At 34.9% G+C, this 17,639-nt stretch carries 19 protein-coding genes and 2 tRNA genes; 20 read left to right on the top strand and 1 reads right to left on the bottom strand.

Features of this window, described 5'->3' with window-relative positions; all coding sequences use genetic code 11:
• Nucleotides 1-46 precede the first annotated feature (46 nt).
• From ABJD27_RS20080 to ABJD27_RS20135, 12 genes are all read left to right on the top strand, one after another.
• Nucleotides 47-1,435 (top strand): RtcB family protein, encoded by a 1,389-nt coding sequence (locus ABJD27_RS20080; protein WP_348163679.1) that lies wholly within the window; start codon nucleotides 47-49, stop codon nucleotides 1,433-1,435.
• A 70-nt stretch (nucleotides 1,436-1,505) separates the two neighbouring features.
• Nucleotides 1,506-1,745: a hypothetical protein gene (locus ABJD27_RS20085; protein ID WP_348163682.1), complete on the top strand. Its 240-nt coding sequence runs from the start codon at nucleotides 1,506-1,508 to the stop codon at nucleotides 1,743-1,745.
• The gene (locus ABJD27_RS20090; protein ID WP_348163685.1) at nucleotides 1,733-2,395 is read left to right on the top strand and encodes a hypothetical protein; all 663 of its coding nucleotides are present in this window, start codon (nucleotides 1,733-1,735) and stop codon (nucleotides 2,393-2,395) included. Before ABJD27_RS20085 ends, ABJD27_RS20090 begins: the two co-directional genes overlap by 13 nt.
• Nucleotides 2,396-2,493: 98 nt before the next feature.
• Entirely contained in the window at nucleotides 2,494-3,864 is a 1,371-nt protein-coding gene (locus tag ABJD27_RS20095) for an SDR family oxidoreductase (protein ID WP_348163688.1), read from the top strand.
• Between the two features lie 46 nt (nucleotides 3,865-3,910).
• Nucleotides 3,911-3,983, top strand: a tRNA-Ala gene (locus ABJD27_RS20100).
• A gap of 85 nt (nucleotides 3,984-4,068) precedes the next feature.
• A tRNA-Asp gene (locus ABJD27_RS20105) sits at nucleotides 4,069-4,140 on the top strand.
• A gap of 100 nt (nucleotides 4,141-4,240) precedes the next feature.
• Nucleotides 4,241-4,846: a hypothetical protein gene (locus ABJD27_RS20110; protein ID WP_348163691.1), complete on the top strand. Its 606-nt coding sequence runs from the start codon at nucleotides 4,241-4,243 to the stop codon at nucleotides 4,844-4,846.
• A gap of 12 nt (nucleotides 4,847-4,858) precedes the next feature.
• Entirely contained in the window at nucleotides 4,859-5,239 is a 381-nt protein-coding gene (locus ABJD27_RS20115) for a hypothetical protein (protein ID WP_348163694.1), read from the top strand.
• 422 nt (nucleotides 5,240-5,661) lie between these two features.
• Entirely contained in the window at nucleotides 5,662-7,734 is a 2,073-nt protein-coding gene (gene fusA / locus ABJD27_RS20120; protein WP_348163696.1) for an elongation factor G, read from the top strand.
• A gap of 48 nt (nucleotides 7,735-7,782) precedes the next feature.
• Nucleotides 7,783-8,499: a DUF434 domain-containing protein gene (locus tag ABJD27_RS20125; RefSeq protein ID WP_348163698.1), complete on the top strand. Its 717-nt coding sequence runs from the start codon at nucleotides 7,783-7,785 to the stop codon at nucleotides 8,497-8,499.
• 110 nt (nucleotides 8,500-8,609) lie between these two features.
• Complete coding sequence (locus tag ABJD27_RS20130) at nucleotides 8,610-9,062, top strand: hypothetical protein (RefSeq protein WP_348163701.1); 453 nt, start codon at nucleotides 8,610-8,612, stop codon at nucleotides 9,060-9,062.
• Nucleotides 9,063-9,066: 4 nt separating this feature from the next.
• Entirely contained in the window at nucleotides 9,067-9,387 is a 321-nt protein-coding gene (locus tag ABJD27_RS20135) for a hypothetical protein (RefSeq protein WP_348163704.1), read from the top strand.
• Between the two features lie 68 nt (nucleotides 9,388-9,455).
• Here ABJD27_RS20135 and ABJD27_RS20140 read toward each other — a convergent pair whose 3' ends face one another.
• A complete protein-coding gene (locus ABJD27_RS20140) occupies nucleotides 9,456-9,674 on the bottom strand; it encodes a hypothetical protein (RefSeq protein ID WP_348163707.1) in 219 nt (72 codons plus the stop codon).
• A 564-nt stretch (nucleotides 9,675-10,238) separates the two neighbouring features.
• Between ABJD27_RS20140 and ABJD27_RS20145 the strand changes: the two genes are divergently transcribed.
• Genes ABJD27_RS20145 through vgrG form a run of 8 tightly spaced genes read left to right on the top strand, consistent with a single transcriptional unit; the run spans nucleotide 10,239 to nucleotide 17,590 of the window.
• Nucleotides 10,239-10,811 carry a DUF4255 domain-containing protein gene (locus tag ABJD27_RS20145; RefSeq protein WP_348163710.1) on the top strand — a complete coding sequence of 191 codons (573 nt, stop codon included), beginning with the start codon at nucleotides 10,239-10,241 and terminating at the stop codon, nucleotides 10,809-10,811.
• Between the two features lies 1 nt (nucleotide 10,812).
• The gene (locus ABJD27_RS20150; RefSeq protein WP_348163712.1) at nucleotides 10,813-11,853 is read left to right on the top strand and encodes a hypothetical protein; all 1,041 of its coding nucleotides are present in this window, start codon (nucleotides 10,813-10,815) and stop codon (nucleotides 11,851-11,853) included.
• A gap of 24 nt (nucleotides 11,854-11,877) precedes the next feature.
• Nucleotides 11,878-14,031 (top strand): phage tail sheath C-terminal domain-containing protein, encoded by a 2,154-nt coding sequence (locus ABJD27_RS20155; RefSeq protein ID WP_348163715.1) that lies wholly within the window; start codon nucleotides 11,878-11,880, stop codon nucleotides 14,029-14,031.
• 35 nt (nucleotides 14,032-14,066) lie between these two features.
• Nucleotides 14,067-14,507, top strand: coding sequence for a phage tail protein (locus ABJD27_RS20160; RefSeq protein WP_348163718.1), 441 nt, complete (start codon nucleotides 14,067-14,069; stop codon nucleotides 14,505-14,507).
• A gap of 1 nt (nucleotide 14,508) precedes the next feature.
• Nucleotides 14,509-14,949, top strand: coding sequence for a phage tail protein (locus ABJD27_RS20165; protein WP_348163721.1), 441 nt, complete (start codon nucleotides 14,509-14,511; stop codon nucleotides 14,947-14,949).
• 4 nt (nucleotides 14,950-14,953) lie between these two features.
• Complete coding sequence (locus ABJD27_RS20170) at nucleotides 14,954-15,118, top strand: DUF5908 family protein (protein ID WP_348163724.1); 165 nt, start codon at nucleotides 14,954-14,956, stop codon at nucleotides 15,116-15,118.
• Nucleotides 15,119-15,124: 6 nt separating this feature from the next.
• Nucleotides 15,125-15,844, top strand: coding sequence for a LysM peptidoglycan-binding domain-containing protein (locus ABJD27_RS20175; protein WP_348163727.1), 720 nt, complete (start codon nucleotides 15,125-15,127; stop codon nucleotides 15,842-15,844).
• Nucleotides 15,845-17,590 carry a type VI secretion system tip protein VgrG gene (gene vgrG, locus ABJD27_RS20180; protein WP_348163730.1) on the top strand — a complete coding sequence of 582 codons (1,746 nt, stop codon included), beginning with the start codon at nucleotides 15,845-15,847 and terminating at the stop codon, nucleotides 17,588-17,590.
• The last annotated feature ends 49 nt before the right edge of the window (nucleotides 17,591-17,639 follow it).

Below are 17,639 nucleotides of genomic sequence, written 5' to 3' on the forward strand. Positions count from 1 at the left end.
CAATACTGTTTCATATTTGCTCCAGTAAACACAAAGAATAGAAAAAATGATTACAGGAAAAACATTAATCGACTTAGGATTTAGATCTGGAAAATGGTTTCCAGAAGCGATTACACATATCAATGAAAATGGACTTGAAGAAGAAGCGATGCTTGCCTATTTAGAGCAATATAAATTGCCTCCTATACAAGAGTTACACGAGACTGCTGTTGAATTTAAAATCAATATCAAAGCAGAGAATGAGTTGGAGGAAGATAATGTGAACTCTGTAATCAATACCATGCAAGAGCTTATGAAAACGCCTACGGTGGTAGACGGTTCTATCATGCCAGATGCGTGTCCCTCAGGACCTAAAGGAACCATTCCTGTAGGTGGTGTGGTGGTAACAAAAAATGCCATTCATCCAGGGATGCATAGTGCCGATATTTGTTGTTCTGTCATGCTAACTGATTTTGGAAAAGCAGATCCAAAATCAGTGCTGGATGCTGCGCATGCGAGTACACATTTTGGTCCTGGAGGAAGAGATCGTAACGCACAATATAGAATCCCAAAAGAACTCCTAGAAGCCTTTGAAGGAAATTCAATTTTAAAGGATCGATACATCATTCAATCAGCTAGAGGACATTTAGGAACACAAGGAGATGGAAACCACTTCTTATTTGTAGGAATCTCTGCAAAAACAGGAAACACCATGATGATCACCCATCACGGATCAAGAGCGCCTGGAGCCAAATTGTATAAAAAAGGAATGCAAATCGCTGAACGTTTCAGAAAAATCCTTTCGCCAGATACCTTACGTCAAAATGCGTGGATTCCTTTTGATACAGAAGAAGGACAAGACTATTGGGAAGCATTACAAGTGATGCGTGCGTGGACAAAACAAAACCACGAATGTATTCATGATGCGACGCTAGAGAAACTAGGTCTGGAAGCAGAAAACCGTTTTTGGAACGAACATAACTTTGTTTTTAAAGATGGGGATTTATTTTACCATGCCAAAGGAGCAACTCCGCTGGACGCTAAGTTCATGCCTGATATTACGGGTCCGCGTTTGATCCCATTAAACATGGCAGAGCCAGTACTTATTGTCTCAGGTGATACGACAGCAAACAATCTAGGTTTTGCACCACACGGTGCAGGAAGAAATGTGAGTCGTACGTTTCATAAGAAGACAAAAGCAGCGATGACCAATGAAGACGTTTTTGCTCAAGAAACAGCAGGTCTAGACGTCCGTTTTTTCTCTAATGAGATTGACGTTTCAGAATTACCAAGTGCTTACAAAAGTGCCAAAGCTGTGAGAGAACAAATGGACGAGTTTGGTCTAGGTACTGTGATAGATGAAGTGATGCCTTATGGATGTATTATGGCAGGGGATTTTGATAAAAATGCCCCTTGGAGAGTCAAAAGAAGAATGAAACAAGAAGCTAAAAAATAAAAAATATGGCAACTAGAAAAGGAACATTGTATTGAGTTAAAAACTTAATACAGAAGTCAAATGAAATCTTATGACAACAAAAAGATTTACAATTTTAAAACAAAGCACAAAAGGAAAAGAAGAACAAGAAGTGCTCAAATATGGTGGAAAACGGGAAGTACATGGTATCTTAGAAATAAAAGACAAGAGTACAGATGTCGATGTAAAGAAATCCTTAGAAAAAAATTGCAAAGACAAGACATTGAATTCCCTTTATATCGTAAAACACTGTGGTGGGAATCTTAAATTAACTAGAAAGTGGATATTATAAAAACCATACAAGCAAGTATATCGTTCCTTCCTGAAACATGGAAGGAGCAGTATGCTTCTTTTCTGGAAGATGCGTCTTTATACGCTTTCGCGAAAGCGTTACAAACCTACTCACAACAAGGAATTCCATCAGATTATGGATTACCGTATTTTAATGAAGAGGTCACGCCAAACCCTGAGGTTGTATTGGCGCATTTTAAACCACTCATGCAAGCATCAGAAGCAACGCCAGAGCAATGGGCAAAAGCAATAGAAGCGACTCCTTTTGAGCATCTATTAATCTTAATCGGTCAACGATGGACCTCAGCAAGCATCAAAAATGTACGTGCCATTCCACCGTTACAACAGACATTATTAGATAGTTGTTTTGCACCGTATAATGATCAAATTAGTATGGTAACACGAGCCTGGGAAAAACACATGGGACGATCTACCGATACCTTTTGGGGTATTGCCAAAGGAAATCCAACGCAAAAAGAACAAGCCATTAGAAAACAAATCACTGAAATGATCCAGACCAAAACCTGGTGGAATATATTTTATCATTACAAACATGAACTTGTCTATGAAATCAGAGTGCCGAGCGGTCACGGTATCCGATGGAATAAAAACGGAACACAACTCATTGGGTTTTTAGAACCTTTTTTATAAGTCAAAGTACGCTTTCAAGGGGCATAGCAATGCAGAAGTTTATGCTGAGCTAAGTCGAAGTACGTAAGCGTACCCTACAAGCATTAAATTCATACATTATGAATCAAGTAGAAACAACATATACATATACACAGGAGGAATGGAATCATTGCCTTAAGGTGCTTGATGTGTTAAAAAATGATCCATTTGACAATCCCGATAATCAACGTTTTGGAACCTTGATCACAAAGATTTACAAAGCCGCAAAAAAAGGCAATCGTAAAGAGAGTTATGCGGCAAAGAAAGTACACGATTTAGATATTATAAATGATAGTGAGATCTCAAAAAATGCACTTTCTAATCATACGGTGTATGATCAAGAAAAGCCAGAGAATGATCCTGTATCTACACGTTTAAAAATTCCAAAAAATTGCTACTGTTGTAATACGTCTTTTGTAGTATCACATTCATTTTACAATCGCCTCTGCCCTACTTGTGCAACGATTAATTATGACAATCGATTTAAAAATATTGACTTATCAGGAAGATGTGTTATTCTTACAGGAGGTCGTGTAAAAATAGGATATGCTACAGCACTAAAATTGTTACGAAGCAACGCAATAGTTACTGTAACGACTCGTTTTCCTGGACTAGCGCTTGCTCAGTTTAAAGAAGAAAAAGATTATGATACTTGGAAAGAGAACTTGACGCTGTACGGATTGGATTTACGTAATTTAAAGGCTGTAGAAACGTTTGTAAAAGATTATAAGAAGCAACACGAATCTCTAGATATTCTCATCAATAATGCGGCTCAAACAATCAAATATACCGATCAATATTACAGTCCATTAATCGCTGAGGAGAAGAATCAATTGGCTCTTTTAAAAGACACAAAAAGGATCACGTCTAATGCGACACCAATTACAAATCATACACTATTAGAACATGATGAGCATCAGGAATTTGTATCCTTAAATCGATTTGGACAACCTGTAGATAATCGTACTAAGAACAGTTGGAATTCAACACTAGAAGAAGTTGATATGGTAGAACTTTTGGAAGTAAATCTTATCAATCAGATCTCTCCATATTTTCTGATTAAAGAATTGACACCGCTCTTAAAAGCGTCTACATTTGATAAGAAATTTATTATTAATGTAACCTCATCAGAAGGGTTGTTTAGTTATACAAACAAGACGATATTTCATCCGCATACCAATATGACAAAGGCGTCTTTAAATATGCTTACAAGAACTTCTGGCGCCGAGTATGAAAAATATGGTATCTATATGAATGCTGTGGATGTAGGATGGGTTTCTACAGGAGCTAAAGAAGAATTGCGTAAAAAGCAATTTGAAAAGGGATACATTCCTCCTTTAGATCCCGTAGATGGTGCTGCACGAATTATGATCCCTATCATTGAAGGGATACAGAATATAAACAATCCGGTAGGAGTGTTACTTAAGAATTATAAAATAGAGAATTGGTGATTTTACGCTTTCGCGAAAGCGTATACACAAACATTTAAAAAAGCAAAGAGCGGTAGCTCAGTTGGAAGAGCATCAGATCTGCAATCTGAGGGTCGTGACTTCGATACTCACTCGTTCTTTGTAATTTTAATGAAACTTTTTACGCTCCTGCCTGCCGGCGAGGCAGGTTCGCGAAAGCGTAAACATAACATATATAAAAAGCAAAGAACGGTAGTTCAATGGAAGAATACCTGCCCGTCACGCAGGGGGTTGTGGGTTCGAGTCTCACCCGTTCTTTGTGATTTTAAACTAATTTTTTACGCTTTCAAGGAGCATCGCGACGCAGAAGTTTATGCTGAGCTTGTAGAAGTACGAAAGCGTATAAAAGAAGAATTCAATGAGAACAATAGAGCTTAATGAAATATCAGATTTTAATTGGATTGAAGAAGGGGCAAAATTAGCTCTTAATTCTAATCTGATTTGTCTTACAAAACCAGAATTTGAGAAAAGTGATTATTCTCCACTTCAGTGGTTTGGCACAAATATCATTCAAGAACTTGCAAAAAAGGGTAGTACTGAAATTTGCCCTTTCTATGGAGAACATATAAAATCAATTGATGATTATTGCTATCAACTATCAAGGAGTATTCCTTGGGGGTTTGAGATGGGAAGAAATAACAACGCTATTTATGATGTTCTTTTGAATTTTGAAACTGAACCAAAGAATCGAATTTTTATTTGGCACGATTGCCAAATCTTATTAAAAAAAGACAGAAATCTCTTTAAAAACATATTTGAAAGTATGATCGTTGCGGGATACTTAAACTCTATAGGAGAATCGACTCACAACTATAGAGTAAATCAAAAAAATATATTTCTATTTCGCGACACGAAAATCAACGAATTGACAGAGTTGTTAGAACAAGAATATTATACTCCTAAAATTTCACTTAAAGAGAAATCTTATATGAAACATGCATTTGAAATTTTGGAAATAGAATAAACAACCTTCAAGATGACAAAAGAAATAATACATACTTGGAATAAAGAAAAAATCATATTAATCATTAGTGATGACGGGTATTGTAATTGTCCTGTATGTGGTGTAAAAGCGATATACAAAGATTGGCGACCTTATGACACAGAAGGGAACCCTTCATATGACATTTGCTCCTGTGGTTTTGAGTATGGGTTTGATGATTCAGGAGTTCCTCCTTATGACAAAAGTTGGGAACGGTATCGGGATGAATGGCTACTTGGTGAGATAGAAAATGAAAGACCTCCAAGACTTACTTTACTTGAAAAGAAAGAACAACTTAAAAACATAGGGGTCGAAATAATCCAAGGATCAAGTAGAAAAGAAAAACGTAACATATCAAAAAATAAACATCGTTAAAAAAGAGCGTTTAAAATATTTTTTGTCTATTTCAATTTAAAAAGTACCTTTGAGCCATCTTTTAAAACAAAAGAAATGAAAACGATTATAAACAACAGAAACATCATTGCATGTAACGGAGCTATCAGGACTGTGTACCTAGGTAGTGTAAGAATCGTATCCTAAACTGAAAATTTCTATATTCTATATATGAGGCTTTCTTTTGGGAAGCCTTTTTTATACTACCTATTTACAGATCATCAAAACAATAGTGTCTGCTCTATATAGAGTGGTATAAAACAACCTCTTATGTGTATCTTAAAATTTATAATAAAAAGCACATTCCGAAAATTTCGGGAGAGGTAACCTATTGTTTAAAAACAAATGCTAAGCCTCTCCGTGTGAGAGGCTTTTTTTATGCACAACAATTAAATGATAATAGAATGAAAAAATATAGAAAACTTAGAAATATAGGAATTATAGCTCACGTAGATGCTGGTAAAACAACTACTACAGAACGTATTCTTTATTATACAGGAACCATACATACTCCAGGAAATATAGACGATGGAAACACCGTCACAGATAGTGATCCACAGGAAGCAAAAAGAGGAATTACCATTTCTTCTTCTGCAATTTCTGCAAATTGGACATATCAAGAAGATGATTATCAAATCAACATTATTGATACTCCTGGACATATTGACTTTGCTATTGAAGTAGAGCGTTCATTACGTATTCTAGACGGAGCAGTTGCGTTATTTTGTGCTGCTTCTGGCGTTGAACCACAATCGGAAACGGTGTGGAGTCAGTCCGATCGTTATCAGATTCCTAAACTCTGTTTTATTAATAAAATGGATCGTATAGGTGCCGACTTTTTTAAAGTCGTACATGATATTGAACGAGAATTTAATGTTACCACATTGGTCACTCAAATCCCTATTGGGGATGGAGATGATTTTGAAGGTATCATAGATCTCATTCAACAGAAAGCGTTGTATTGGAATGCAAATGATCTTGGACATACGTGGGAGGAAAAAGAAATTCCTGAAGCGCTTGTTCAAACAGCTCAAGAATGGAGAACTTCTTTACTTGAAACAATTGCAAGTCATGATGAATCTATTTTAGAACAGTACCTAGATGATAAAGAGATCTGTCCTTCTGAAATAATAGAAGGTATACGTCGCATGACAATAGCGAGAAAAGCAGTTCCTGTACTTTGTGGGTCATCCTTTAAGTACATTGGAGTTCAACCATTATTAAATGCGGTTGCACAATTTTTACCTGCCCCACAAGATTTGGAATATGTAGAAGGTATTGACCTACTTACAAACACCAAGGAACAAAGGGCACGATTAGATAGTGAGCAACTATCTGCTTTTATTTTTAAAGTGGTTACAGATAATTATGTGGGAAGTCTCGCAATGGTTAGAGTTTATTCTGGAAGCATTGAGGTAGGACAATCTATTCTAAACTCAAAAACGGGAATCAAAAACCGAGTGAGTCGAATTTTAAAAATCCATGCCGATAAGTATACGGAATTACAAAAGGCAAATGCTGGAGATATTGTCGCTATAATAGGATTAAAAAATGTCAAAACGGGAGATACATTAACTATGTTAAACGATCGTTTTGTATTAGAAGCTATTGAAGTTTCTGATCCTGTGATTAGTATCGCTATAGAGCCAAAATCTAAAGATGATGAAAAGCATTTTGGGACAGCTATTGCCAAGATTCTTGATGAAGATCCTTCTTTAAAGATGTCGTATGATCAACAAACGGGTCAAACAATTCTTTTAGGAATGGGAGAATTACATCTAGATGTTCGTTTAGAAAAATTGCGATCAGAGTTTGGTATTGCAATAAACAAAGGAAATCCTAAAGTCTCTTTCAAAGAGCTTTTGACAGAAACGGTACAACATACCGAACTCTTAAAAAAGCAAACTGGAGGTAATGGTCAATTTGCGCAAATTGAATTTACCATAGGACCGCGATTAGACACAGACAAAGGATTAGATTTTGTAAACGAGATCAAAGGAGGTGCAATTCCTAAAGAATTTATCAAGAATGTAGAAAGAGGATTCTTAGAAGCTATGAACACAGGAGTCATTGCTGGCTATCCTTTAGAATCTATGCGTGTTGTTCTTCTAGATGGGAAGATTCATGAAGAAGATTCGAATGCAATAGATTTTGAAACCGTGGCTAAGATTGGTTTTAAGCAAACTGCAATACTGGCAAAGCCGCAATTATTGGAGCCTATCATGCAAGCTGAGATTGAATGCCCTGAGGAATATCTAGGTAATATCACTTCAGACATTAATAAGAAGCGAGGTATGATTACAGGAATCAAGGACAACGGGATAAAACGAAAAGTAAGTGCCGAAGTCCCTCTTTTAGAAACATTTGGATATATCTCAAATGTAAGAACCTTAACGAGTGGTCGAGGATCTGTTTCTTTAACACTTTTAAAATATCAAAAAGTAACAGCAACAGTTCTAGATCAGATCGTATGTTAATCTTAAAAACGTCATGCATGTCATGGCGTTTTTTTATTTTTAGAAATTATGACTACAAGAAATAGAGGAAAGGAAGGACGTGATGACCTTCTATTTGGAGATTCAAAAATGCAACTTACAATAAAAGAAGCGGTCATAGATGTGTCTTATCTTCTCTCTCGAGGTTTTTCTGAAAAATCCTCGATACAACTTGTGGGTAATCGGTATAAATTAAATGCTCGTCAACAAAAAGCAGTCCAAGGGATGAGTGCTGCATCTTCACAAGTAATCCTACGCAAAAATTCAAACATACCTATAGATCAACTTAAAGATCAAACAGTCATTATAGATGCATTTAATATCATTATTATTTTAGAAAGTTTCTTTTCTGGAGCTTATGTATTTAAAGGTGTAGATGATTGTTATCGAGATGTCTCTAGTGTACACGGCACGTATAAACGTGTACTACAAACGCAAGAGGTTCTTATCGCAGTGGGCGATCTTTTAGAGGACGCACAGGTCAAGGAAGTTATTTGGGTCTTTGATCAGCCTGTAAGTAATAGTGGACGTATGAAAACGTTGCTGGGTGAGCTTTCGCGAAAGCGTAATTATCCATGGCATATAGTGCTAGATTACAATCCAGATAAGGTATTGGCTCAAAGTGATCATATTGTAGCGAGTTCTGATGCTTGGATTCTCGATAGAGCACAACGATGGTTTAATCTCTCAGGAACCATTATAGAAACACGTCAATCTACAGATACCAATATGATTCTTTTACCTTAAAATTGTATTTTCAAAATCTACTGAAACTACTGATTGTCAACCTGTTTATCTTACGTTTTGGGTGTGAAATAGTCTAGATTTGATGTATAAACATTATAAAAAATCTAGTTATGAGAATACGTAAAATCCCTTTGGTTATAGGAATTATTGCTCTCTTGGTAAGCAGTTGTGCAAGTCTTTATGATCATTATACTTATACCGAAACGATTGCCACCAAAGTACAAACATTAAGTCTGATGGATCAAAGTGATGAGCCATATACTGCTCACAAAACAGAAGTTATTGCTTTACAGAACCAGCTTCAAAAATTGCTTGCCTATGAAGAAGGTAAAGCCAAAAACGATATTACTGTACGCATGTGGAGGTTGATGAATGATGATGAAAAACTTATAGAGAGTTATTTATCATTATGGGAAGAAAAGGGAACGCTTAGTCCTTTATTTATAGGAGAAGCAAAACCACAAATAGAAGAAGCCTTTAATATTTTAATAGCCTATGAAGAAAAAAAGGACAAAAAAACAGCAACGGCTCTCACTGATTTTATTGACAACATAAAAAAATAACACTATGGATTTTGATAAATTAATAAAAGAATTGAAAGATGAGATTGTAGCACTTGCCAAAGAAAAATTTGATGAGCAGGGCAATGAGATTGTTCAAGATATGCAAATTTATCTTGAGCATTCTAAAGAAAAATTACAGCGATGGGCAGTCTTATTTCAAGACAAGAAAATAGATAAGGATGAGTTAGTCTGGTTATTAAAAAGTCAGAAAGATCTCCTATTATTAAAATCATTACAGAATCTAGGAATAAGTAGTATCAGTCTTGGTCACTTTAAGAATAAGATTGTAGATACCGTACTTTCAAAAATTGTCGAACAAGTATAAAAAGTAATATATAATAGTTTGTAAAAGGGAGTACATCTAGGTTAGATCTACTCCCTTTTTATGCATTATTAGCATCCCGTATCTTGATACTCTAAACTTCCATTTGTTGGACAAGGATCATCACAAGATTGAGTTATAAAAATAGGAAATTGTTGACCTGCTGGCACAAACACACATGCGCAACAATCACCTCCAAAATTTGGGAAGCCAAACCCTCCATTAATAGATTTTTGTTCTTTGTTACTTAATTCTTCAGCTCCGTTAATGTTTGAAATGTTTTTTAACATAATGATATATTGGTTTAAAATTAGAGTGTATAGATATAAACTATAATATCTCTATCCAATGAGTTGATCACTATTTTAAAGTATCTAGGGAGGTACTTTTTAACATTTTTAAGCTAAGTCACAAAGGTCTTTTTTTTGTGGTTTAGCTTAAAAAATAAATATATACACTTACATGTTTCTCTATAACATACAAGTTTTTAATTAATTACAAAACGTCATGGTGTCTCATGACATTTTTTTTTGCTCTATAGTAAGGACAAAAGTTGTCTATTTAAAATTTTTGGCAATCAAGAATCGTACACATCTGCATATCAACATGTTATGCATACATAGTATTATTACACAAAATAATACGATCATCATTTGATTTATGTAAATGATCGATCAAAAAAACAATATTTTCTCTTTTTTCTGACAGCACATCCATAAAACACCTTTAAAAAAAAGGGTATTTACCCTTTCTATATCAAGTACTTACGCTCACATTCTAAGCTCATTCATCTGGTAATTTTATAATTCTAAATAAAGCACCATTCTTTATTTAAGATTCATATACCAGTCACAATGATTTTCGAAACACTACAAGTTATTAAAGAAGAAGTGAACTCTTATTTTAATGGGAGCATTGTTTCTTTAGAAAATATTGCAATTATAGAAACTGATCCTGATGGCGGAGGAGACAGTAGTGATGTCATTTTATCGCTCATTAATATGCAAGAAGAGTTTACTTTAAAAAATGTCCCTAATCATTATATAAATAATACAGAAGTAAACTACAAAAACCCAAGAGTTAATTTAAATCTATACATCCTTTTTAGTAGTATAAATACACTCTATGACGAATCTTTAAAAAACCTTACCAAGGTCGTTGAGTTTTTTCAAGGAAAAAAAGTGTTTACACAAGACAATACAAGTTTTAAGCGCGAAGGAGATATGATTAATGTTGGCGATTTTGAATTTGTAGTAGATCTCTATACTCCAACATTTGAAGAACTCAATTTTATATGGGGTACCCTTGGTGGGAAACAATATCCATCTGTCATATACAAGGTTACTTTACTTGTAATAGAACGAGATTTTGTCTTTGAAAAAGGAAGAGTAGTATCAGGATTAAACAGTGGATTAAAAAATAGGTAATATGTTTTATAAAGCGCTTTTAAATATCAATATACATCACGGCTATTTTTTAGATAGTGGAGAAAACAAGTTTCTTCCTATTCAAAATAATGATGACATTTTAACTGATGATGAAAAAGAAAAAGCGCTTATTCAATACACTATTGATGACTATCTTAAAATAGTACCTAGCAAAGCAACTCGGGATATATGTAAAAACCACCGTATGTTATTACGTCCTCATAAAGAAGGTTTTCGATTATTAATCGAAACACTAGAAGACCAAACTAAATATACTCCATTAATACCACTCGACAGTGATGCCACACTCACTTTCGAACTACAAACGAAAGACGTCTATTTTAATAATTACACAAAGTTAACCGATAGTTCTACAAATAGATTATATCTATTTTCTAATGTCGTCCCTGAAGATCAAGCTCCTGTTTTTGAAAATGTTTTTAAAAATAATGGAGGAACTATTAATAATCGATTTCTATTAAAAGCAAAGGCATCAAGAGATCTAATAAGAACTATAGCAGCCGAAGAAGATAATCTTCAAATTTCTACTACAGGACAGTTTTCTATCTCAAATATCATTAGGCTCATAGAAGAGGATGATACCTTAACTGAAAATCAAAAAGAAAATCAAGTTAAAAAAGTGCTTAATGATCTTATTCAGGAAAAAAAGAAGAGAGGGGTTATAGGATATATACGATTTACAATACAAGGAGACGACACAAATCATCTTATAGAGTTTGATGACAGTGATCCTGATAATATAGTACAGTATACACTAGAAGTCACTCCTGATTTTACCCTAAGTTTTATAAACAAAAAAACCTTTTGGAGATATATCAGTTTATCAGATGATGTAACCCTCACTACAAATAACAAAAAGTGGTCTGCTAAACACGGTTTTATAGAAGTTAAAACAGAAGATTTTGATGCTGAAGATATAGAACCAGCAGATACAGATCTTGAAGACTACGCCTTTCCCAACCCTACAGTCACATCGGTAAAGAAAGAAGGCGACGATTATTATTCAGAAATATTTATTTAAAACAAAAATTAAACAATTAAAATTATGACAACGTACAAAACACCAGGAGTCTACATAGAGGAGATCGTAAAGTTTCCTCCATCTGTAGCCCAAGTTGAAACCGCTATTCCGGCTTTTATTGGTTATACGGAAAAGGCTACAAATAAGATCAAAGGAGATCTTAAAGGAGTCCCAACTAGAATTACCTCTATGTTGGAGTATGAAACTTATTTTGGTTTTGCAAAACCAGAAACTACAATTGATGTTACTATTACAGACACCTTAACTGATGGGGCTTCAGAACGTTCTATTATTGTTGATCAACCAGCTTCGAGAGAACCATTTTTAATGTATTATTCATTACAAATGTATTTTGTAAATGGTGGTGGACCTTGTTATATTGTTTCTGTAGGACGTTATGGAGATGATCTAGATACTGAAGATTCTCAAATTACATCCATAAACAATTCAGATCATTTTGTTAAAGGTCTTGCCGATATACGTAAAGTAGATGAACCAACCTTACTTTTATTTCCAGATGCTACTGCATTAAGTACAGATGTAGAATTTTATAGTTTATACAACAATGCTCTTAAGCAATGTAAAGAACTTCAGGATCGATTTACAATTATAGATACGAAGTCTTATGATGCAGATAGTCCTACAGATGCAAATATCCAAAGTTTAAGAGACGAGATAAGTTCTGAGAAAGACTTTTTAAAGTATGGCGCTGCCTATTATCCTTTTTTAAGAACTATACTAAACTATAGATTTAAAAATGAAGATGTTACTATAACACACATTGACGAAGCTAATCCAAGTGCTCAAACCGTAATAACAGCAAACTTAAATGCGATGGATGCTACTGCTGCAGTAGCAAGTATTTCAGACAAAACTGGACCTACAGATTTAGCTGGTTCTTTAGCAAATGTATATAACTATTTATATAGTGATAATGATGCGCCTAATGAAGGTATAAACATAGCAGAAGGAGGTACTCCTCCAGATGATGTTAAAAACTATAACTCACCTAGACCATTAGTATTACACGGGCATCTTACTACGCTTTTAACTGATTTAAATGCTTTAATTGATCTTAAAAAAGGTGCCAATGTAGAAGCAAACGCTGCTATATCTGCGCTTTCGGATGAAATACCATTAATTGATGTTTCTCCTATTACGGGGGCATTAACCGCATTTAACAATTTATTTACGGCAGATGACACTATAGAGTCAGTTACAAAAGAGTTAGAAAAGCTAACTACAAATCTGAAAAAGTTCATTGATGAAGCTAATGATACTAAGATTCAAAATGTTGTAGAGAATAATACATCAAACATTCTTCAAGAAATAGAAAAACTTATCACAGTCGGTGCACCATCTGCACCAGTGCCACATACAAATGTTACTGTATTTGATGGTGTTGTAGCAGCTTGGGATGCATTAGTAGCAACAATTATTGATGATGATTTTGGAACACCACTAGATGATGATATTGCAGAAAATGTAAATCAAGATACAAATAACGGAGCGCTTCATGGTAGAAGTTTAGCTGCTATTGAGCAATTAGATAACAGTGTTTACAATCAAATTCTAACAGAGATAGGGAATTTACCATTAGAATTACCACCGAGTAGTGCTATGGCTGGTATTTATGCTCGTGTTGATAGTGATAGAGGTGTTTGGAAAGCTCCTGCAAATGTGAGTTTAAGTTATGTGATTGAACCTTCTGTTCAAGTATCACATGATGATCAAAGAGATTTAAATGTAGATACCGTAGCTGGTAAGTCTATAAATGCTATTAGAGCATTTGTAGGTAAAGGAAATCTTGTATGGGGAGCTAGAACTCTTGCTGGAAATGATAACGAGTGGCGATACATATCTGTACGACGTTTCTTTAATATGGCCGAAGAGTCTATTAAAAAGGCTACAGAACAATTTGTTTTTGAACCTAATGACAAAAATACTTGGGTACGTGTAAAAGCAATGATAGATAACTTCCTGACACAACAATGGAGAGCAGGAGCATTAGCGGGACCTGCACCAGACAAAGCATTTTATGTAAATGTAGGGTTAGGAGAAACAATGACTGCACAAGATATTTTAGAAGGTAATATGATTATTGAAATCGGAATGGCTGTCGTACGACCAGCAGAGTTCATTATTCTAAAATTCTCTCATAAAATGCAAGAAGCATAAATAATCACAAACAAATAATTAAAAAATAAAATATCATGGCAACATATCCATTACCAAAGTTTCACTTTAAAGTAACCTTTGGAGACACAGAATTTAATTGCACAGAAGTATCTGGATTAGATTTTGAGCGAGAAATGATCGAATATAGAGCAGGAGCAGACAATGTATACTACAAGACAAAACAACCTGGTCTAGAGAAGTACAGTAATATTACTGTAAAGAGAGGAACTTTTGCAGATAAGAGCAAAGAGTTTTATAGCCAGTGGGTAAAGACGGTATATTTCCAAGAAGGAGAAGAAGAATACCGTGGAGATCTCACGATCAGTATGCTGGATGAAAAGCATGAGCCTATCATCACGTGGAAAGCAGAAAATGCATACATCACAAAAATACAATCTACAGACTTTAAAGCAGATGGAAATGAAATCGCAATTGAGACTGCAGAATTTGTACACGAGAAACTTTCAATAGCATAGTATGGCGACCTATTATCCTCCCATAGGATTTCATTTTACAGTCGAGTTCTCTGGAATTTCGAACAAAGAAAATGATCATCAATTTCAATCGGTTTCTGGTCTATCTGTAGATCTGGAAACCGAAGAAATTGCCGAAGGTGGAGAAAATAGATTTAAACATAAGATACCTGTGAGAACCAAATATCCAAATTTGGTCCTTAAAAGAGGATTACTTATAGATTCTGGAGTCATTACCTGGTGTAGAAATGCATTAGAAAAATACCAGATTGAACCTATAAATCTTACAGTTAGCTTACTAGATGAACTGCACGAGCCATTACAGACATGGAAAATCACACACGCATATCCTGTAAAATGGAGTGTTGGTGATTTTAATGCCGAAGAAAATAAAGTGGTTATTGAAACTCTCGAATTATCGTATAACTATTTCAATATACTATAACCTGATGCCTATAGAAATTAAAGAACTCTATATTAAAATTAATGTAGATGAAGAAGCTAGCACTAACCGTCAACCAAATACCGGAGAAGGTAGTCAAGATACCGCTGCAATTATAGCTGTGTGTATAGAAGAGGTTATGGAAAAGCTTAAAGAACAAAAAGAACGCTAAGAAATCATGAGCGAAGGAAAGTTACAGAAACTAGTCATACGGTGTTATACAGATGAACGATTTGATGATGAAATCTCACAATATACTGCCTTATTAAATCCTGAAAAATATTCAGAGTCATTTAAGGCAGAATATAAAGTAGATCAATCTCCTGGCGCAAGTAGTGATGCTCCTCAATACACAAGGTCTTTACCTTCTGAGTTAGACTTAGAATTTCTTTTTGACAGAACGGGTGTCATCATTCATTATGGAGATGATCCAGAATCTAGTTCTGACGATACAGTATATAAGGACCAAGGAAATGGAATCATAGAAGATATAGCAAACTTTAAAAAAACAGTATATGATTATAATGGAACAAAGCACAAACCTAATTACTTAACTGTAACCTGGGGTGCTTTATTATATAAAGGCGTTCTTACAGAGTTAGCTATAGAATACAAGCTTTTTAAGGCAGATGGCACGCCTATTAGGGCAATAGCAAAGGCAAAATTCATCTCTTTTGAAGATCATAAGAAAAGAACGTCAAAAGAGAACAATCAATCTCCTGACTTAACACATTATCGCATTGTAAAAGCAGGAGATACATTGTCTTTAATGACTCATAGGATTTATGGTGATCCTAAGTATTATCTGGAAGTAGCCAAAGTAAATAACCTATCCAATTTTAGAAAACTAACTCCTGGTCAAGAACTATTTTTTCCTCCATTGACAAAAACATCATAAATGAATAATAGCGGCGTCATACAAACATCAAAAAGCCCAGATCTTGTAACATACAAGGTTTTAACGGAAGGCCAAGAACTTTCTAACGTTTACCAAGTAAAAAGTATTATGGTAAAGAAGGAAGTAAACAGGATTCCTATGGCTCAAATTGTGCTAGTAGACGGCGAAGCCTCTGAAAGAGATTTTAAACTAAGTAATGAGGATTTATTAATTCCTGGGAAGAGTATAGAAATTACAGCTGGATATCACTCTGATGAAGAAACTATTTTTAAAGGAATTATCATCAAGCACAATCTTAAAATACGTTCTAAAGCAACGCATCTTATTATTGAATGTAAAGATGAAGCTATAAAGATGACGATAGGTAAAAAAAGCTCCTATTTCTATGAAAGTAAAGACAGTGAGGTTTTTGAAGAATTACTAGGCAAATATTCTTTAGACAAAGAGGTTGAAGCAACAAATTATGCACACCCAGAACTTGTACAATACAATGCTTCAGATTGGGACTTTATGATTGCAAGGGCAGAAGCAAATGGAAAATTATGTTTTATAGATGATGGAAAGGTTACTATCGCAGCACCAGATATTGGGCAATCAGAAATAGAGACTGTTACTTTTGGAGCTTCTATGTTAGATTTTGATGCGGAGATTGATGCTAGGCATCAAATTAAAAAGGTATCCTCTTATGGATGGAATCATGCAGATCAAGAGCTCTTAGAAATAGATGGCAAAGATCCCTCTGTATCATTAAATGGTAACATTACTACAAGTGACTTACAGGCTATTATAGGGTTAGAAACCATGGAATTAAGACATGGAGGTGCAATTACTGATACAGAACTTCAAGATTGGGCAGATGCAAAATGGTTATTTCAACAGCTTGCAAAAATACGTGGCCGCGTAAAATTTCAAGGAATTCCATCGGTAAAACCTAATACTATTTTAAAGCTTGAAGGTGTGGGAGATCGTTTTAATGGAAATGTATATATCACAGGGGTAAGTCATACCATTTCTGAAGGAAATTGGACTGTAAATGCTCAATTTGGATTAAATCCTGAGTGGTTTTCTGAGACTTTTGACATACATACAAAACCAGCATCAGGGCTATTGCCTGCTATTGCAGGATTGCAAGTAGGCGTGGTATCGCAATTAGAAGAAGATCCTGATGGAGAGGAGCGCATCTTGGTTCAAATTCCAATTATTAATAATGAAGAGCAAGGGATTTGGTGTCGTGTAGCATCTCTAGATGCTGGCGAAAACAGAGGTGCCTTTTTTAGACCTGAGCTTGATGATGAGGTAATCATAGGCTTCATTAATGAAGATCCTAATAATGCTGTTGTTTTAGGTATGTTACATAGTAGTGCAAAGCCTGCTCCATTTACGGCTAGTGATGATAATCATGAAAAAGGATTTGTCACCAGAAGCGAAATGAAAGTAGTTTTTGATGATGATAAAAAATCAATCAATATATCTACTCCCGCTGGTAAACTCATCTCTCTAGATGAAGATGCAGGCACCATTGTTATAGAAGATGATAATAGCAATGTAATCACCATAGATGGCGATGGTATCTCTATGGAAAGCGCTGGAGATATTGCTATAAAAGCATCTGGAGATGTCACTATAGAAGGAACAAACGTAGGGATTACTGCAAACGCAGAGTTTAAAGCAGAAGGGTCGGCTGGAGCTGAAGTCTCAACCAGTGCTATTGCTGTTTTAAAAGGGTCATTAGTACAAATAAATTAAGAAAATAATAAATCATTTTATGCTTTCGCGAAAGCGTAAAAAAAGAAAT

Origin of the sequence: Dokdonia sp., assembly GCF_039945015.1 — a bacterium.
In the GTDB taxonomy this organism is placed as follows: Bacteria; Bacteroidota; Bacteroidia; order Flavobacteriales; family Flavobacteriaceae; genus Dokdonia.